We start from the raw sequence: 14609 nt of genomic DNA on the forward strand, positions 1-14609 counted from the left end.
TGATTCATCGCATGATTCCACAAAAGAAAGAACCTGAAGAGAAGAAGGAATTTTCACGCAGGGAATTTCTGAAGGATGCTGCGCTGTTAGTGTGTGGCGCAACCCTTGGCACGCTGACTCTTGCGAGCTCATGCAATATCTCTTCTACCACTTCCACGACTCCTGCACCTGCACCATCGTCCTCGCTCTTTCCGATCCCTGAACCCACATTGTCGTCCGCACCCACTCCTGCGCCCACTTCGACGCTCCCTTCCACTTCCACATTCATGCCTACGCCTACGTCTTCGCCTACGCCTTCGCCTACGCCTTCGTCTTCGTCTATACCTACGTCTACGTCTACTCCTACACCTACGCCATCGTTCACTCCTACTTCCACGTCTAAACCAACACCAACACCTACACCATCGCCGGTACCTATTCCAGTGCCCGCTACGAGTGCGTGCGCCATTACCTCACCGCCACCGAATATGGAAGGTATCAATACTCATCCGGAAGTGTACGGCACGGGTGCGGATCCCAAAATCATCACTCTTGGCCCCAAAGTCGGTGCTAACCCGGGTTGGCCTGTTTATCCAGATAAGCTGGGCATGGAATTCGAGCTCGAAAATTGGACACCCGTACTTGCGCCTCTCGATATGGTATTAATTGGCGTTAATAACAGGGGTGCCGTCTACAGAATTCAAAATGGGGTAAAACAGAGCCCATTCAATGATTTGGGATTATTCTTCGAGTCTAATAGTCCTGATTGGCCCAAAATGATTGTTTTCATCTATCACCTGTTTAGCTCACCGTTGGTGTTGAAAGACAGTCAAACTGAAGTTGAAGATTGGGATAGTAAAGTTCTCAGAGCCCAGGGACACCTATTTTATCCTCGCAGTGATTATATGGCTCCAGAAGGTGCGATTTCTTGCGATGCCATGATTGGCCGCTCGGTAAAACGTGGTGAACTAATTGCATTCGCTGGCAGTGTCGGTACTCACTCCATGGCCCCCTTTTGTTTTAAAGTATCAGATACGTCAGTCAACCCCACCGTTCAAAAGGGGAACCCCTATCTTCACTGGGTTCAGCCAAGTGCGTTCTTTTATTGGAAAAGTTACCGCCCTGATGCGGTTTTTCCCAGCGGGGTACTGGCTTATCCTTTCGAATGTGACGGTTATCAGCTCCCTGCCGAACTGCACGATGTGAATTTCAAATACACTTCAAAGACATAGACATAAAATCTGTCTAATCGTGTTCATTAAAGGGCGGAGAATCATCTCTCGCTCTCTTTTATTATTCCCCGGTTTTAGCCATCTCAATCGGGCAGGTGCGCCACACTCCGTTGGCATCAGGCAATGCGAGGACAATCCCCGCTAATTCATCGTGCCCGCCGCGAACGAAATGCCACCAGTGTGTAAACAGGGGAGGAATGCCTTTAGTCCTGAATACGATCTCTTCCATCGGGCCGAAGGTCTGCACGACCAGCCCCGGCCACTCTTTCAATCCCCCCGGAGCGTCAGGGATACGCACGGTAACGTCTTTCTCTCCCCAGTCGATCTCCAGTCCGATAGACCACTCCCGTTCGGCGCCCGGCACGTGCGCCTTGCCCTCGAAACGCTCCATGTCAGCCCTCCTTACACGGTTTGCGTGCGATAATGCTGGCGATAGCCTTGCGCGGCTCGATAACACCCTCGCGGTAGCGCAGGATGCGGTAATCGCAGAACATGTTGAGCAGCTCGTTGTGTTTCAGCAGATGGTCGGGATTCTTGGGACGGCCCCACTCCGCCTGGTCTGTATTATACGTCTCGAAAACCACTATCCCGCCCGGCTTGAGCGCCTCTCGTATCTCCGCGATGAGCGGGCGGTGTAAATAGTAAAAACAGACTATGACGTCATAGTCTGCCGGAGAAAGTCTGTAGCCGTTTTCCAAATCCTCCACGAGAGTAGATATATGCACGCCCTCGCTCTTTGCCAATAAGAGCGCTTTCTCCACGGCTTCGGTGGATACGTCTATGCCCTCGACTTCAAATCCCTCTTTGGCTAAATAGACGGCATTGCGCCCCGCCCCCATCGCCAGGTCGAGCGCGCGTCCGGCGGGAGGCAGCAGGCTGCGGTTGACCACCAGGAACCCGGCGGGCTGGGTGCTTTTATGCATGTGGTCGCGGCGCATAGTCTTATAAAGCTAGCATGAGGATGGTGGATTTGCAACTTGAATTATTCTCTCATCCTGAGGAGTACGAAGGACGACGAAGGATCTGGCGCGATAATCTCCTCTACCTCGATGGCATCTCGTCCGATAGATATTCCAGCCAGACCCTTCGTCCGCCCAGTCGGACTCAGGGTGAGAATGTTATCCCCCCGGTCCCGCTTATGTTAAAATATATGTAAATCATTATGTCAGCCTCAAAGAACAATCCGCTTTTGGTGCGCGCCAGGCAGCTTCCCACCGACCCCGGCGTCTATATCATGAAAAACGCCGCCGGCAAGGTCCTCTACGTGGGCAAGGCAGTCAACCTGCGCAACCGCGTCAAGAGCTACTTCATGAAGACCGGCCACGACGCAAAGACCGAGCAGATGGTCTCTCACGTCGTTGACTTCGAGTTTTACATCGTGGCCTCGGAGGAAGAAGCGTTGGTCCTGGAGCTCAATCTCGTCAAGAAATTCCGCCCGCACTTCAACATCCGCCTCAAGGACGACAAGGGCTTCCCCTACCTCAAGATAGACCTGGCCGAGGACTGGCCGCGCGTGCTGGTGGTGCGCCATGTCGCTTCGGACGGGGCGCGCTATTTCGGCCCCTTCGCCAATCTGCGCTCCATCCGCCATGCGCTGGATGTGGTGAAGTCCATCTTTCCTTTCCGCACCTGCGACATCAAGCTCGACAACTACGCGGGCCGTCCCTGCCTGGAATACGACATGCACCATTGCGTGGCCCCCTGCAACGGCAAAATTACCCGCGCCGAATACATGGAAATTATCCACGAGCTGATTCTCTTCCTCGAAGGCAGGCAAAAACCCCTCGAACTGCACCTCAACGAGCAGATGCGCCTCGCCGCCGAGCTGCAGCAGTACGAAAAGGCCGCCTGGATACGCGACCAGATAAAAGCGGTGCAGCAGGTCGTCGCCTGGCAGAAGATGGCCGCCAAAGTGAAGGGCGACCAGGACGTGATTGCCTTCGCCCCGGACAAGGGCCAGGCGCTGGTGCAGGTGTTCTTCGTGCGAGGCGGCAAGCTCATCGGGCGCGAGGCCTTCACGCTCCAGGGCATCGGCGAGGAAAAGCCCGAGCAGATAATGACCGACTTCGTGCAGCAATATTATTCGGCCACCATGAGCATCCCGCTACTCATCCTCCTCCAGCACCCGGTTCTGGAAAAAGAGGTGGTGCAGAAGTGGCTCTCCTCCCGCCGGGGTAAGCCTGTCGTCCTCCGCGTGCCGGAACGCGGCCCTGCCCGTGAACTTCTGCACACCGTCGAGGAGAACGCCATCAAGGGCGTCGAGCAGCTTAGAATCAAGAACCTGGCGCAGCCCTCGGCGCTGGAATCCGCCCTGGCCGAACTCAAAGACAAGCTGGGCCTCTCCTCCCCGCCCGCCCGCATCGAAGGCTACGACATCTCCAACATACAGGGGCGCATGGCGGTGGGCAGCATGGTGGTCTTCGAGGAGGGCAAGCCCGTTCCGGCGCGTTATCGCCGCTTCCGCATCCAATCTGTGCCGCAGGCCAACGACTACGCCATGCTGCAGGAGGTGCTGCGACGCCGTTTCTCGCACGTTTCGGAGCGCAAGGACGGGAATAGTTGGGCGCTCCCGGACCTTGTTCTTATTGACGGCGGCAAAGGGCAGCTTTCCGCCGCCAGAGAGGCCATGGAAGAAGCCGGAGCGCAGGCCATCGCCACGCTCGGACTGGCCAAGGAAAACGAGGAAATATTCCTGCCGGGAAGGGGAAAACCCATCAGCCTGCCGGTGACGTCGCCCGGGTTGCAGTTGTTACAGCGCGTAAGGGACGAGGCGCACAGATTCGCGCTGGGCTACCACCAGAATATCCGCAAGCGCGAGGCGCTCACGTCCGTGCTGGACGACGTGCCCGGCATCGGCCCGCACCGCAAGCGCGCGCTTTTAAAGCACTTCGGCACGTTCCAGGGCGTCAAACAGGCTTCGGTGGAGGATCTGACCAAGGTGAGTGGCATTACGCCGCTTATCGCGCAGAAGATTAAGGAGTTTGTGGGGTGAGGCCATCTGATCAATCTTCAAAATAATCTGTGTCGAGTCGCTTAATTACAAATTCGTTTTCGCGACTTACACCAATATCATTTTCGATCATGAGTTCCGCGAGTCGGGTTCCCTTTATTGTTATTATTTTTTTTGAACTTTTCCCCGCTGCTTCTTCTGCGTCTCTATTAAAATCAGAGGTTGTTATGAAAACGCCTTTATCCGCATGTGCGACATCAAGAGAACCTATGAAATTGCGAATGTCTTTATGCCGGACATTTTTATCACCCCATCGTTTTGCCTGGACGTATATTTTACTGATACCCAGTTTGTCTTCGTTGATAACGCCGTCAAGTCCTTCGTCACGTGACTTGCCGATTGCTTTAGCTGCATCCTGACGGTTACCTCCGTAACCCATTGCAACTAGCAGGTCTATTACAATATGTTCGAACCTATTAGCAGATACTGATTTGAGTTGTTGGAGTATATCACCTTCAAGTTCTTCAACAAGTTGCTCGTACGCATATTCAATTTGTTCCTTGGGGGGTTCATGTTCCAGAGCAGGGGCTTCTCGTTCCTTTTCTTTATGCTTCGCTTTAAACTCGAGAAATTCAGGAAATTGGGATAGATATTTTTGGTCGATTCTTGTTAAATGGCGCGTTGTTACATTTTTGAGGACATCAAGTCCACGTTCAGTAATACAAAAGCGCCCTCTTTCATTCGTTTTTAATAATACCGCCTTTTTTAAATAGGTTCTGGCCCAACCGACACGGTTGTTAAAGATTTCTTGTTTACCGCTTGGTAAGAGTTCATCCTTCTCTTTTGGAGTTAATTTGAACCTTTTACCCAAATACTCGATGGCTTCTGATATTTGGTGTGTCTTCCCATCGGCAGCAATTTCCAACAAAGGAAGCATGATACTTTGATAATCTGGGATACTCATGTTACCCTCCCAAAATGGATGCTATCAGTTTGTCAGATTATAGGTTCTATTTATTTCGACTTCAATGGTTTGTTGAAAATAGTGGATGTTTATTATGAAAAAACCCCTCGACTTTCGCCTCAGGGCTTTCTCTTTATCCTAACTTAGCTTTGTACCTCACACCGGGAAGAAGAAGTTGATGGCCGCCGCCACCCCTTGCTGCTCGGGTTGTGATTGACAACGAATTGTTTGAAGCGTAATTTGTAATAACCCATGAACAAGTTTTCTGAAAAACTCGACAAGCAGCTCAAGAAATCTCCCCGTCAGATCGAACCGGCTGAATCGAATTATCCGTGGCTCTCTATCCTGCTGGACACCTATCATATTTACGATTCCGGCTCGAAGCTGGAGCTCGAAGCAGAAGAGAAAAGCGCGGGATGCCAGTAGCCTGCAAAAACGGGTGCTGTTGCTGCTGCATGAGGCCGTCAGTTCCCATGACTGAACTGGAGATACTCGGCGTATTGTGGTTTGTGATTCATAAACAGGAGGACAGCGTAAGAGCATTGGTGCTGGACAGAATGATAAATCACAAACTGAGCGCCGAGTGCCCCTTCCTGTTGCAGTCGCGGTGTTCCGTATATCCGGTTCGGCCGCTGGCATGCCGCATACTGCATGTCTTCGGCGCTCCCTGTAAACCGGATGAAATTCCTGTCGAGAGCCGGCCTGATGATATCTGGATTCCAAGCCGGGATGTAGGCCGTAATGCCGCAATGGCGATGCTGGCCTATTTCGGTATTACCCGTACTCAGGATAAAGTAAGGGCGTTTAATGAAGGATTCATCCCTGCCAATTCATTGCCTATGTCCGAGGTTCAGTGGGAATCGCTTGCCCGCGCCAGCCTCGGCGCTGACAAGCGACCGGCGTAATCCCGTTTTGCGACTTAAACTCAAGGCTTAAACAGGAAAGAAGAAGTTGATGGCCGCCGCCACCCCGTGCTGCTCGATGTCCTGCGTTATGTAAAGAGATGCCTCTTTGACCTCAGGGAAGGCGTTCCCCATCGCCACCGACACCCCTGCCGCTTTTAGCAGCGGAATGTCGTTCAGGCCGTCACCGATGGCGATGGTTTCGGAGGCCTGGTATCCATAGTATTCCAGCAGTTTCCCCAGTGCCTCGCCTTTGCTGACCTGCGGGTTGACGATGTTGATGAAGTCTATATCGGGGTAGGCCGGCGAGCGCGCGATGGAATAGCGCAGCCTGTCGCCGAAGTTGCCCTCGAACAGCTTGGCCTTGACGGCCTCCTCGTCGTTATGCACCACCACCTCGGCCTTCAGTATGCGCTCCTTGTTCCAGATGTCGTCGAAGTTGACCTTGGTGGGCTCCACGCGGAAGAACTTGCGGTGCACCTCATCAGACCAGTTGGGGCGCTCGGAGAAGAACCTCTCGCTGGAATAAAGCTCCAGGTAGATGTCGTTCTTTCGGCTGAAATCGATGGCCTCGCGCACTATGGCGGCGTCGAGCGGCTTGGCGTAGATGGTAGACATGTTCCCGGGGTTGTATATAAGCGCGCCGTCGTAAAATATGTGAAAGTTGTTGAGCCTCAGCTCTTTTATGACAGGCATGGATGCCTTGATGACGCGTCCTGTGCACAGGGATACGACGACGGATGAGTTGTCCAAGCGGGTGACGGCGGCTTTATCCTCCGGCGCTATGTTGCCGTGCTTGTCCACCAGCGTCCCGTCTATGTCGATGACCACCATTTTATACTTCAAGTTGTCCTCCGGGAAAAATGCCAAAGTTGCTATGGGATTATAACCAGTACGCCTTTTTGGTGCAAGAAACTATGTCTTTGCGAGGAGGGAGTCCGCTCGAGGCGGACGACCGACGTGGCAATCTCCGATAGTAGATTCCGATGCGGATAACACGAAGTTTAACAGGACACTTTGGATAGGAGAGGATTAAGAAAGGGGTGAACGTAATAATATCCGGAAAGTCATCAAAATCCCCCTTAATCCCCCTTTCTAAGGGGGAGAATACAAATCTTCTCCCCCTCTAGCATTATCCATGCTGGAGGCCAGACTGGCTGGCCGAAGCATCTGGAGGGGCGTAGTCTCCGCGCAGGCTGGAATCCAGAAAAAATAGAAGCGGCTGGATTGTCGGGTCGAGCCCGACAATGACACGGGATGAGGGGGCTTTTCTTTTAGCTCGCCATTCCAGTAGAATAGACCAGCCATGAAAGATGCTTTAACCCCCATCCGGGCGCAGTACCTCAATATCAAGAAGCAGCACCCCCAGGCTATCGTGCTGTTCCGCCTGGGCGACTTCTACGAGACCTTCGACGAGGACGCCCGCGTCACCTCCAGGGAGCTCGATATCGTGCTCACCTCGCGCAGCATGGGCAAGGGCGTGCAGGTGCCCATGGCCGGCATTCCCTACCATGCGCTGGACGACTACTTGGGCAAGCTCATCAAGCGCGGCTATAAAGTGGCCATCTGCGAGCAGCTCACCAAACCCTGCGAAAACAAGGGGCTGGTAGGGCGCGAGGTCATCCGCGTGGTGACGCCCGGCACCGTCATCGAGCCGGGGCTGCTGGAGACAAAAGCCAACAACTACCTAGCCTGCGCGGCCGTCGAGGGCGAACAGGCCGGACTGGCCTATATAGACATCACCACCAGCGAGTTTATGTGCACACAGATGCCGCTCGGGCGCCTGCGCGGCGAGATAGGCCGCCTCAACCCGGCAGAGATTGTCGCCGTCGAGGATGGAGACATGCCCGACTTTGGCATAGAAGCCTCCCTGACGAAACTGGAACCTCACTGGTTCGGGCTGGACGTAGCGGAGCGCACCCTGCTCGAACATTTCGGCGCGACCACGCTGGAAGGTTATGGCTGCGCCCGGCTGCCGCAGGCCATCAGGGCGGCGGGAGCCGTTCTGCACTACCTCGAAACTACGCAGAAGCAGGCGCTGGAGCAGCTCATGCGCCTTTCCACCTATTCCACCGAGTCCTTCATGGCAATGGACGGCATCTCCCACGACAACCTCGAAATATTCCGCGGGCTGGTATCCGGCACAACGCAGGGCTCTCTGCTCTCGGTGCTGGACGAGACGCGCACGGCTATGGGCGGCAGACTGTTACGCCGTTGGCTCAGTCAGCCGCTGCTGGAGCTTGAGGAACTCACGCGGCGTCAGGACGCGGTCACGTGGTTCCACCAGGACTCTTTAGCGCGGCGCGAGGTGGTAACCATCCTCGACAAAGTAGCCGACCTGGAACGGCTGGTCAACCGCATACGCGGCGGGGTGGCTATACCGCGCGAGCTTGTCGCCCTCAGGCACAGTTTAGAGACTGCGCCTCAGCTACTCAAATTGCTGCCCGGAGAGCTGCCGTGGCTCAGAAAAGGACTCTCCGCTCAGCCGGAACTCGTCGCACTCATCTCCAGCGCCATCGAAGAGCAGCCCTCTACCACTCTCGGTGAGGGCGGCGTTATCAAGCGCGGCTTTTCGGCGGAGCTGGACACTCTGCGCACCTCCTCTCACGACGCCCGCCAGTACCTGGCGGGTCTGGAACGCCAGGAAAAGGAAAAGACTGGCATAAAGTCGCTCAAGATAGGCTTCAACAACATATTCGGCTATTACATCGAGGTGTCGCAGGCCAACCTGGCGCAGGTGCCCGCGCACTACATCCGCAAGCAGACGCTATCCACTGGCGAGCGCTACTATACGCCCGAACTCAAAGAATACGAATCGCTCATCCTCAATGCCCGCGAGCGCATGGAAGAGCTGGAAACCAGCCTGTTCCGCCAGGTGTGCCGGCAGATAGCGCTGTCCGCCGAGCCCGTGCTCCAGCTTGCCGCCGTGCTGGCCGAACTGGACGTGTTTACCTCTCTGGCGGAGATTGCTCTACGCTATGGTTACACGCGCCCGGAGTTGAACTCTGGTGTGACTATCGACATTAAAGGCGGGCGGCACCCGGTGGTGGAAAGGTCGCTCACTATAGGGCAATACGTATCGAACGACGTCTATCTATCCAACGGCGACGCCCAGATTATCATACTCACGGGGCCGAACATGGCGGGCAAGTCCACCTACCTCAAACAGGCGGCCATCATCGTCCTCATGGCACAGATAGGCAGCTACGTGCCGGCGGAGCGGGCAAGCATCGGGCTGATTGACCGCATCTTCACGCGCATCGGCGCCAGGGAAGACCTTTCGGCGGGCAAGTCCACCTTCATGGTGGAGATGGTGGAGACGGCGGGGATTCTGAATAATGCCACGCCCAGGTCGCTGCTCATCCTGGACGAGATAGGCCGCGGCACCAGCACCTACGACGGGCTGGCTATCGCGCAGGCGGTGGTGGAGTTTATACACAACTCGGTGAACCTGGGCGCCAAGACGCTCTTCGCCACGCACTACCACGAGCTGGTGGCGCTGGCCGACTACCTGCCGAGGGTGCGCAATTTCAACGTGGCGGTCTCCGAAGACAGGGGCGAGGTGGTCTTTTTACACAAGATAATACCCGGCGGCGTGGACAAGAGCTACGGCATACACGTGGCCAAGCTGGCCGGTTTGCCCCGGCCGGTGATCAAGAGAGCGGCTGAAGTTCTGGTTGACCTGGAGAACCACAGCCACGACAGAGCCGGAGAACCGCCCGGGAAAACCCGGCAGAGCGCTGCCCCGCAGCTGTCGTTTTTTGCGCCCAAAGCAGACGTGGTGAAGGAACTGGAAAAACTGGATATAGACACGCTTTCACCGCTGGAGGCTCTGACGCGGCTCTATGAGCTGCAAAAGAAGGCTAAAGAGGGTTGAAGGCTATTTCTGGTGGGGCGTGATACTGACGAAATCCGGTGAATTGACGTTGAAGCTCATGGTGACGACTTGCACTTGTTCCTTGCCCTCGTCGGACTGGCCTATAACGCGGTAGCTCACCTTGATGTGGCTGCCGTTAATCTCTTCTACGATACACTTATCGTAAGTCTCCATGATAGGATTTCCCTGCTTGTCATACCCGCTGCGGTAGCTGACCGATACAACATCGCCCTTTTTAAGCATATTCCGTTTGTGTCCTATCCATGCCTGAGGCTATTTCCTCGATTGGCGGTATATTATAACATATAGTTTGCAAAAAGCAATGGCAATTAGGTGAGCTTTTTCCTCCCCGATTGGAACATCTGCACGAGTCCTGACAATTATCTGTCTTGCCTGGTTTGACCCAGAATAGTCTTTTAACCCGGGCGGCTGATGCCAGCCTCTCTGGAGACATGATTTACCAGCGTTCCGATGCCCTCAATCTCGATTTCGACGGTATCTCCTGGCTGCATCGGGCCCACGCCGCTGGGTGTGCCGCTGGCAATCACATCGCCGGGCAACAGCGTCATCACCTGCGAGACGGCGCTGACAAGCTGTGCTACCGTGAAAATGAGGTCCGCGGTGGTCCCGCTCTGCTTTATTTCCCCATTAAGGCGAGTCTCGAGTTTTAGCGCAGACGGGTCGAGGTTGGTCTCTATCCAGGGACCGATGGCGGCGAAAGTATCGAACCCTTTGGCGCGTGTCCACTGGCCGTCTTTTTTTTGCAGGTCGCGAGCCGTGACATCGTTGAAGCAGGTATAACCAAGGATATACTTAACCGCATCGGTGACAGCAATCCGGTGCGCCTTTTTGCTGATTACGATCCCGAGCTCTCCTTCGAAATCGATCTGTTTGGAGAGAGGCGGATAAATGATATTATCTCCCGGACCTATCACGGCTGTGGCTGGCTTGAGGAACATCAGCGGGGAATCTGGCAGGTCGTGCTTGAACTCCGTGGCGTGGGAGCGGTAGTTGATGCCTATGGCCACTATTTTGGATGGCTGGCATGGCGGAAGCAGCCTTATCTCACTGAGTTTGTAGAATTTGTCGAGTGTTTTTACGCCCCTGAAAGGGCTGGCAGAGAGTTGCTGAATCCTGTTCCCTGCCAGGATTCCGTAGTGACTATGCCAGGAGACCGCGAAACGTACTATTCTCATAGAAGGTATTCTAGAACACCGTAGGCTGACTTATCAATTCAGGTTTTAGAAATTGGGATCAACAGCACCGGCCTACTGCCGGCTTGCAATACTTTTTCAGTAGTGCTGCCGAATACCCAGCGCTTGATGCCGGAAAAACCATGCGTGGTCATGGCTATCATATCGATGTTGCCCGAATCGGCATAATCGATGATGGCTTCCGCCGGCGCATCGGCAATTATCACGCTTGAGGTTCTAATACCGCGTTGTTTCAAGGGCTTTTCTACCCCGTTCAGGTAGTTGGAGGCAGAGCGTTTGATTTCATCATCGCTGGGAAGGACGACATTGGGGACCATCGTCTCGAAACCGGGAACGTAACGCACGGGTTCTACCGCCTGGAAAAGGACGATTTCGGCGCCCAGCGCGGCGGCCATCGGCTCAATTGTTTTAAGCGCTCCCTCGCTCATTTCGGACCCGTCGAGAGGCACAAGTATACGCTTAATCAAACCACTTGGCGCTGTTCCTCGTATGTCCTTTGTTTTGACCAGAAGCACAGGTCTGTTGCTGGCCGAAAGTATCTTGGTGGCGATATTTCCCATGAGCTTTGAGTTGCCTCCCGAGGCTCCGTGCCCGGCAATTATTATGAGGTCGGCCTTTTTCTGAGCCGCATACTTGAGTATCTCGTCTGCTGGTTTCCCTTTAAGCAGGCTGGTAGTTATATTTAAAGCCGGCTGTTTTTTTATATTGCTTTTGAGTTCCTCTGCCGTGTGTTTGAGATATGACTCGATCTGCTGAGATTTTTCGGATGTATCCTGTTCGGCAGCGCTTACCAGCACAACATCGTTACTGAAAGCTGTCGCCACAGCCGCGACATAGGGTAAAACTATCTCGGACTCGGCGGAGCCGTCAAGCGGCACGATTATCCTATCAAACATTTAACACCTCGCATTCAAGAGTCATGCGGTTTTATTATACATCCACTTCATAGGTGCCCTGCAAATGAAATATGCTGCCCTGACCTTATTATAGTCGTCGAAGTGGAGTATTGACACCAAAGAGTGCTGATTGTTAAACTGTAGCAGTCCCGCCCTGTGTTGTTTGCGGTTTGGAGCGTGCATTGGCCGAGAATTTAGCACCTGAGCCTGACCCGCCCAAAATGCCAAGGAAGGGACTGGTCACCATTTTCACGGGAGATGGCAAAGGTAAAACAACGGCGGCTATAGGCACGGCAGTGAGAGCCGCCGGGTACGGATTGCGGGTTTATATCGTATTTTTCCTGAAGGGAAAGATGTTCAGCCAGGGAGAAGCGCTGTCCCTGGAGCGGTTTCCCAATATCAAGACAGTGAGTTTCGGCGCGAACAGTTGGATTAAAAAAGGCGCCGTTAACGCGCAAGCCCGGACCCAGGCGGCGAAGGCCTTGAAAGCGGCCTCAAAGGCAATGGACAGCGGCGATTACGACCTGGTGATAATGGATGAGGTCAACGGCGCGGTGGATTTCGGGCTGATTCCCCTTGAGGATGTTATCGAAGTGGTTACAGCCAGGCCGGAGAGCGTGGACCTGCTGCTCACCGGGCGGCATGCGGATGCCAGAATTATCCAAATGGCGGATGTGGTCACCGAGATGGTGAATGTGAAGCATGCTTTCGAGCGCGGCGTAAAGGCTCGTGAAGGCATCGATTTTTAATAAAATATTCGGTGAAGGAGATGTCATGAAGATAACTTTAAGCGTCATCAAGGCCGATATCGGCGGTTACGTAGGGCATTCCGAATCTCACCCGGACGTCTTGGCCCATGCTTACGAGTGCATGGCCAAGGCTAAAAGCGACGGGCTACTGGTAGATTTCCACGTGACCAAGTGCGGCGACGACGCGCAACTGGTAATGACTCATACCCTGGGCATAGATAACAAGTCTATCCATGAGATGGCCTGGAACACCTTCGTGGGATGCACCGAGGTCGCCAAGAAACTCAAGCTCTACGGAGCCGGCCAGGACCTGCTGGCCGATGCCTTCTCATGTAACGTGCGCGGCATGGGACCGGGTCTTGCCGAAATGGAGATAACCGAAAGAGGGTCCGAGGCCGTAATCATCTTCATGGCTGACAAGACCTCATCCGGCGCCTGGAACCTGCCTCTTTACAAAATGTTTGCCGACCCATTCAATACCATCGGCCTGGTCATCGCCGAGAACATGCACCACGGTTATGCCTTCGAGGTACACGATGTCATGAAAGGCCAGAAAATCACCTTTAACTCGCCCGAAGAAATCTATGACATGCTGGTGTTTATCGGAGCGCCCTCGCGTTATGTCGTTAAGGCCGTCTATCACCGCGACAGCGGCGACATCGGGGCGGTCTCATCCACTCAGAAGCTGTCTCTCATCGCCGGGCGCTACGTCGGTAAAGACGACCCGGTATGTATCGTGCGTACCCAGGGCATTTTCCCGGCGGTAGGCGAGGTGCTCGAACCCTTCACCATGCCCTACCTGGTGGAAGGCTGGATGCGCGGCTCGCATCACGGCCCGTTCATGCCCGTATCCATTCCCGACAGCACCCCAACCCGCTTCGACGGCCCGCCCCGCGTCATTGCATGCGGCTTCCAGCTGGCCAACGGCAGGCTGGTCGGCCCGCGCGATATGTTTGCCGACAAGTCCTTCGATAATGCACGTCAGAAGGCCCTTGATGCCGCCGATTACATGCGCGCTCACGGCCCATTCGAACCGCACCGTCTTCCCCTCGAGGAGATGGAATACACGACCATGCCCCAGGTGATGCATAAGCTGCAGGACCGCTTCAAGCCCATCACGGATTAGCTGATGATTAGACCGAAGCTCCTCCTGGCGACTAACAACAGGGGTAAGCTGGAGGAGCTGCGCCAGCTTCTGGGCAGTGTTTCTTTTGATCTGACCAGCCCGGCGCAGGCAGGCCTCGCCCTCAATGTTGACGAAAGCGGCCGCACCTACGCCGCAAACGCCCGGCTCAAGGCTCGGGCTTTCGCCCGTGTTAGCGGCTTGCTCACTGTGGCGGACGATTCCGGTCTTGAAGTCGATGCGCTGGGCGGCGCGCCCGGAGTTCTTTCCTCGCGTTATGCCGGACCCGATGCTTCCGACAGCCAGCGCGTGGCCTTTCTCCTTTCCAAACTGGAAGGCATCCCGCGGGAAAAACGCGCCGCGCGTTTTCGCTGCGTGATGGCAATTGCCTTGCCTAACGGCGAAGTGAGGATGTGCTCGGGGAGTTGCCGTGGCATCATAGCCTTTGCACCAAAGGGCAACAACGGGTTCGGCTATGACCCGATATTTTATTTTCCTGCGTTGGAGAAAACCATGGCCGAGTTGCCTTCTGAAATAAAAAACCGCATCAGCCACAGGGCTAAAGCAGCCGCGCGAGCCAGAATAATCCTGCTCGAATTGAGAAAATGACAATCCCTTTCAGATGGTTAATCTCATTAGGGTCTAATTCCCCGCCGCTTGCGGCGAATCCGGTAAATATATCCAGATTCACAAAGATCAACTAAGATTATTGTGATACCCCGA

General features: G+C 54.6%; 14 protein-coding genes. 7 read left to right on the plus strand and 7 right to left on the minus strand.

From position 1 onward, the window contains the following. Positions 1-11 precede the first annotated feature (11 nt). On the plus strand, positions 12-1211 hold the full coding sequence (locus tag C4542_03650; GenBank protein ID RJO62491.1) for a twin-arginine translocation signal domain-containing protein: 1200 nt from the start codon (positions 12-14) through the stop codon (positions 1209-1211). 61 nt (positions 1212-1272) lie between these two features. Here C4542_03650 and C4542_03655 read toward each other — a convergent pair whose 3' ends face one another. Further along, positions 1273-1602 carry a hypothetical protein gene (locus C4542_03655; GenBank protein ID RJO62492.1) on the minus strand — a complete coding sequence of 110 codons (330 nt, stop codon included), beginning with the start codon at positions 1600-1602 and terminating at the stop codon, positions 1273-1275. A 1-nt stretch (position 1603) separates the two neighbouring features. Continuing rightward, positions 1604-2149 (minus strand): class I SAM-dependent methyltransferase, encoded by a 546-nt coding sequence (locus C4542_03660; GenBank protein RJO62493.1) that lies wholly within the window; start codon positions 2147-2149, stop codon positions 1604-1606. Positions 2150-2373: 224 nt separating this feature from the next. Between C4542_03660 and uvrC the strand changes: the two genes are divergently transcribed. Then, positions 2374-4203, plus strand: coding sequence for an excinuclease ABC subunit UvrC (gene uvrC / locus C4542_03665; GenBank protein RJO62494.1), 1830 nt, complete (start codon positions 2374-2376; stop codon positions 4201-4203). A gap of 10 nt (positions 4204-4213) precedes the next feature. Here the strand turns inward: uvrC and C4542_03670 are convergent, their stop codons facing one another. Continuing rightward, on the minus strand, positions 4214-5125 hold the full coding sequence (locus tag C4542_03670; protein ID RJO62495.1) for a restriction endonuclease: 912 nt from the start codon (positions 5123-5125) through the stop codon (positions 4214-4216). 416 nt (positions 5126-5541) lie between these two features. Between C4542_03670 and C4542_03675 the strand changes: the two genes are divergently transcribed. Beyond that, positions 5542-6030: a hypothetical protein gene (locus C4542_03675; protein ID RJO62496.1), complete on the plus strand. Its 489-nt coding sequence runs from the start codon at positions 5542-5544 to the stop codon at positions 6028-6030. 27 nt (positions 6031-6057) lie between these two features. On the opposite strand, the gene C4542_03680 is transcribed toward C4542_03675, so the two are convergent. Continuing rightward, the gene (locus tag C4542_03680; GenBank protein RJO62497.1) at positions 6058-6873 is read right to left on the minus strand and encodes an HAD family phosphatase; all 816 of its coding nucleotides are present in this window, start codon (positions 6871-6873) and stop codon (positions 6058-6060) included. 460 nt (positions 6874-7333) lie between these two features. On the opposite strand from C4542_03680, the gene mutS reads away from it, so the two are divergent. After that, a complete protein-coding gene (gene mutS, locus C4542_03685) occupies positions 7334-9904 on the plus strand; it encodes a DNA mismatch repair protein MutS (protein ID RJO62498.1) in 2571 nt (856 codons plus the stop codon). A 3-nt stretch (positions 9905-9907) separates the two neighbouring features. Here mutS and C4542_03690 read toward each other — a convergent pair whose 3' ends face one another. From C4542_03690 to C4542_03700, 3 genes are all read right to left on the minus strand, one after another. Next, the gene (locus C4542_03690; protein RJO62499.1) at positions 9908-10147 is read right to left on the minus strand and encodes a hypothetical protein; all 240 of its coding nucleotides are present in this window, start codon (positions 10145-10147) and stop codon (positions 9908-9910) included. 173 nt (positions 10148-10320) lie between these two features. Next, positions 10321-11100, minus strand: a complete 780-nt coding sequence (locus tag C4542_03695) for an FAA hydrolase family protein (GenBank protein ID RJO62500.1) — start codon at positions 11098-11100, stop codon at positions 10321-10323. 38 nt (positions 11101-11138) lie between these two features. Beyond that, on the minus strand, positions 11139-12014 hold the full coding sequence (locus C4542_03700; GenBank protein RJO62501.1) for a universal stress protein: 876 nt from the start codon (positions 12012-12014) through the stop codon (positions 11139-11141). Positions 12015-12235: 221 nt separating this feature from the next. Between C4542_03700 and C4542_03705 the strand changes: the two genes are divergently transcribed. From C4542_03705 to C4542_03715, 3 genes are read left to right on the plus strand one after another with little or no spacing between them, the layout of a single operon-like run. Beyond that, positions 12236-12763: a cob(I)alamin adenolsyltransferase gene (locus C4542_03705; protein ID RJO62504.1), complete on the plus strand. Its 528-nt coding sequence runs from the start codon at positions 12236-12238 to the stop codon at positions 12761-12763. A 25-nt stretch (positions 12764-12788) separates the two neighbouring features. Continuing rightward, a complete protein-coding gene (locus tag C4542_03710) occupies positions 12789-13889 on the plus strand; it encodes a fructose 1,6-bisphosphatase (protein RJO62502.1) in 1101 nt (366 codons plus the stop codon). Between the two features lie 3 nt (positions 13890-13892). Next, the gene (locus C4542_03715) at positions 13893-14495 is read left to right on the plus strand and encodes an XTP/dITP diphosphatase (GenBank protein ID RJO62503.1); all 603 of its coding nucleotides are present in this window, start codon (positions 13893-13895) and stop codon (positions 14493-14495) included. Positions 14496-14609: the final 114 nt, after the last annotated feature.

The organism is Dehalococcoidia bacterium (genome assembly GCA_003597995.1).
Classification (GTDB): Bacteria; Chloroflexota; Dehalococcoidia; order Dehalococcoidales; family UBA1222; genus SURF-27.

What these genes read in the sequence shown, in the direction of transcription:
- C4542_03650 (RJO62491.1), top strand. Translation starts at nt 12, where the DNA reads ATGATTCCACAAAAGAAAGAACCTGAAGAGAAGAAGGAATTTTCACGC.
- C4542_03655 (RJO62492.1), bottom strand. Translation starts at nt 1,602, where the DNA reads ATGGAGCGTTTCGAGGGCAAGGCGCACGTGCCGGGCGCCGAACGGGAG.
- C4542_03660 (RJO62493.1), bottom strand. Translation starts at nt 2,149, where the DNA reads ATGCGCCGCGACCACATGCATAAAAGCACCCAGCCCGCCGGGTTCCTG.
- uvrC (RJO62494.1), top strand. Translation starts at nt 2,374, where the DNA reads ATGTCAGCCTCAAAGAACAATCCGCTTTTGGTGCGCGCCAGGCAGCTT.
- C4542_03670 (RJO62495.1), bottom strand. Translation starts at nt 5,125, where the DNA reads ATGAGTATCCCAGATTATCAAAGTATCATGCTTCCTTTGTTGGAAATT.
- C4542_03675 (RJO62496.1), top strand. Translation starts at nt 5,542, where the DNA reads ATGCCAGTAGCCTGCAAAAACGGGTGCTGTTGCTGCTGCATGAGGCCG.
- mutS (RJO62498.1), top strand. Translation starts at nt 7,334, where the DNA reads ATGAAAGATGCTTTAACCCCCATCCGGGCGCAGTACCTCAATATCAAG.
- C4542_03690 (RJO62499.1), bottom strand. Translation starts at nt 10,147, where the DNA reads ATGCTTAAAAAGGGCGATGTTGTATCGGTCAGCTACCGCAGCGGGTAT.
- C4542_03695 (RJO62500.1), bottom strand. Translation starts at nt 11,100, where the DNA reads ATGAGAATAGTACGTTTCGCGGTCTCCTGGCATAGTCACTACGGAATC.
- C4542_03700 (RJO62501.1), bottom strand. Translation starts at nt 12,014, where the DNA reads ATGTTTGATAGGATAATCGTGCCGCTTGACGGCTCCGCCGAGTCCGAG.
- C4542_03705 (RJO62504.1), top strand. Translation starts at nt 12,236, where the DNA reads ATGCCAAGGAAGGGACTGGTCACCATTTTCACGGGAGATGGCAAAGGT.
- C4542_03710 (RJO62502.1), top strand. Translation starts at nt 12,789, where the DNA reads ATGAAGATAACTTTAAGCGTCATCAAGGCCGATATCGGCGGTTACGTA.
- C4542_03715 (RJO62503.1), top strand. Translation starts at nt 13,893, where the DNA reads ATGATTAGACCGAAGCTCCTCCTGGCGACTAACAACAGGGGTAAGCTG.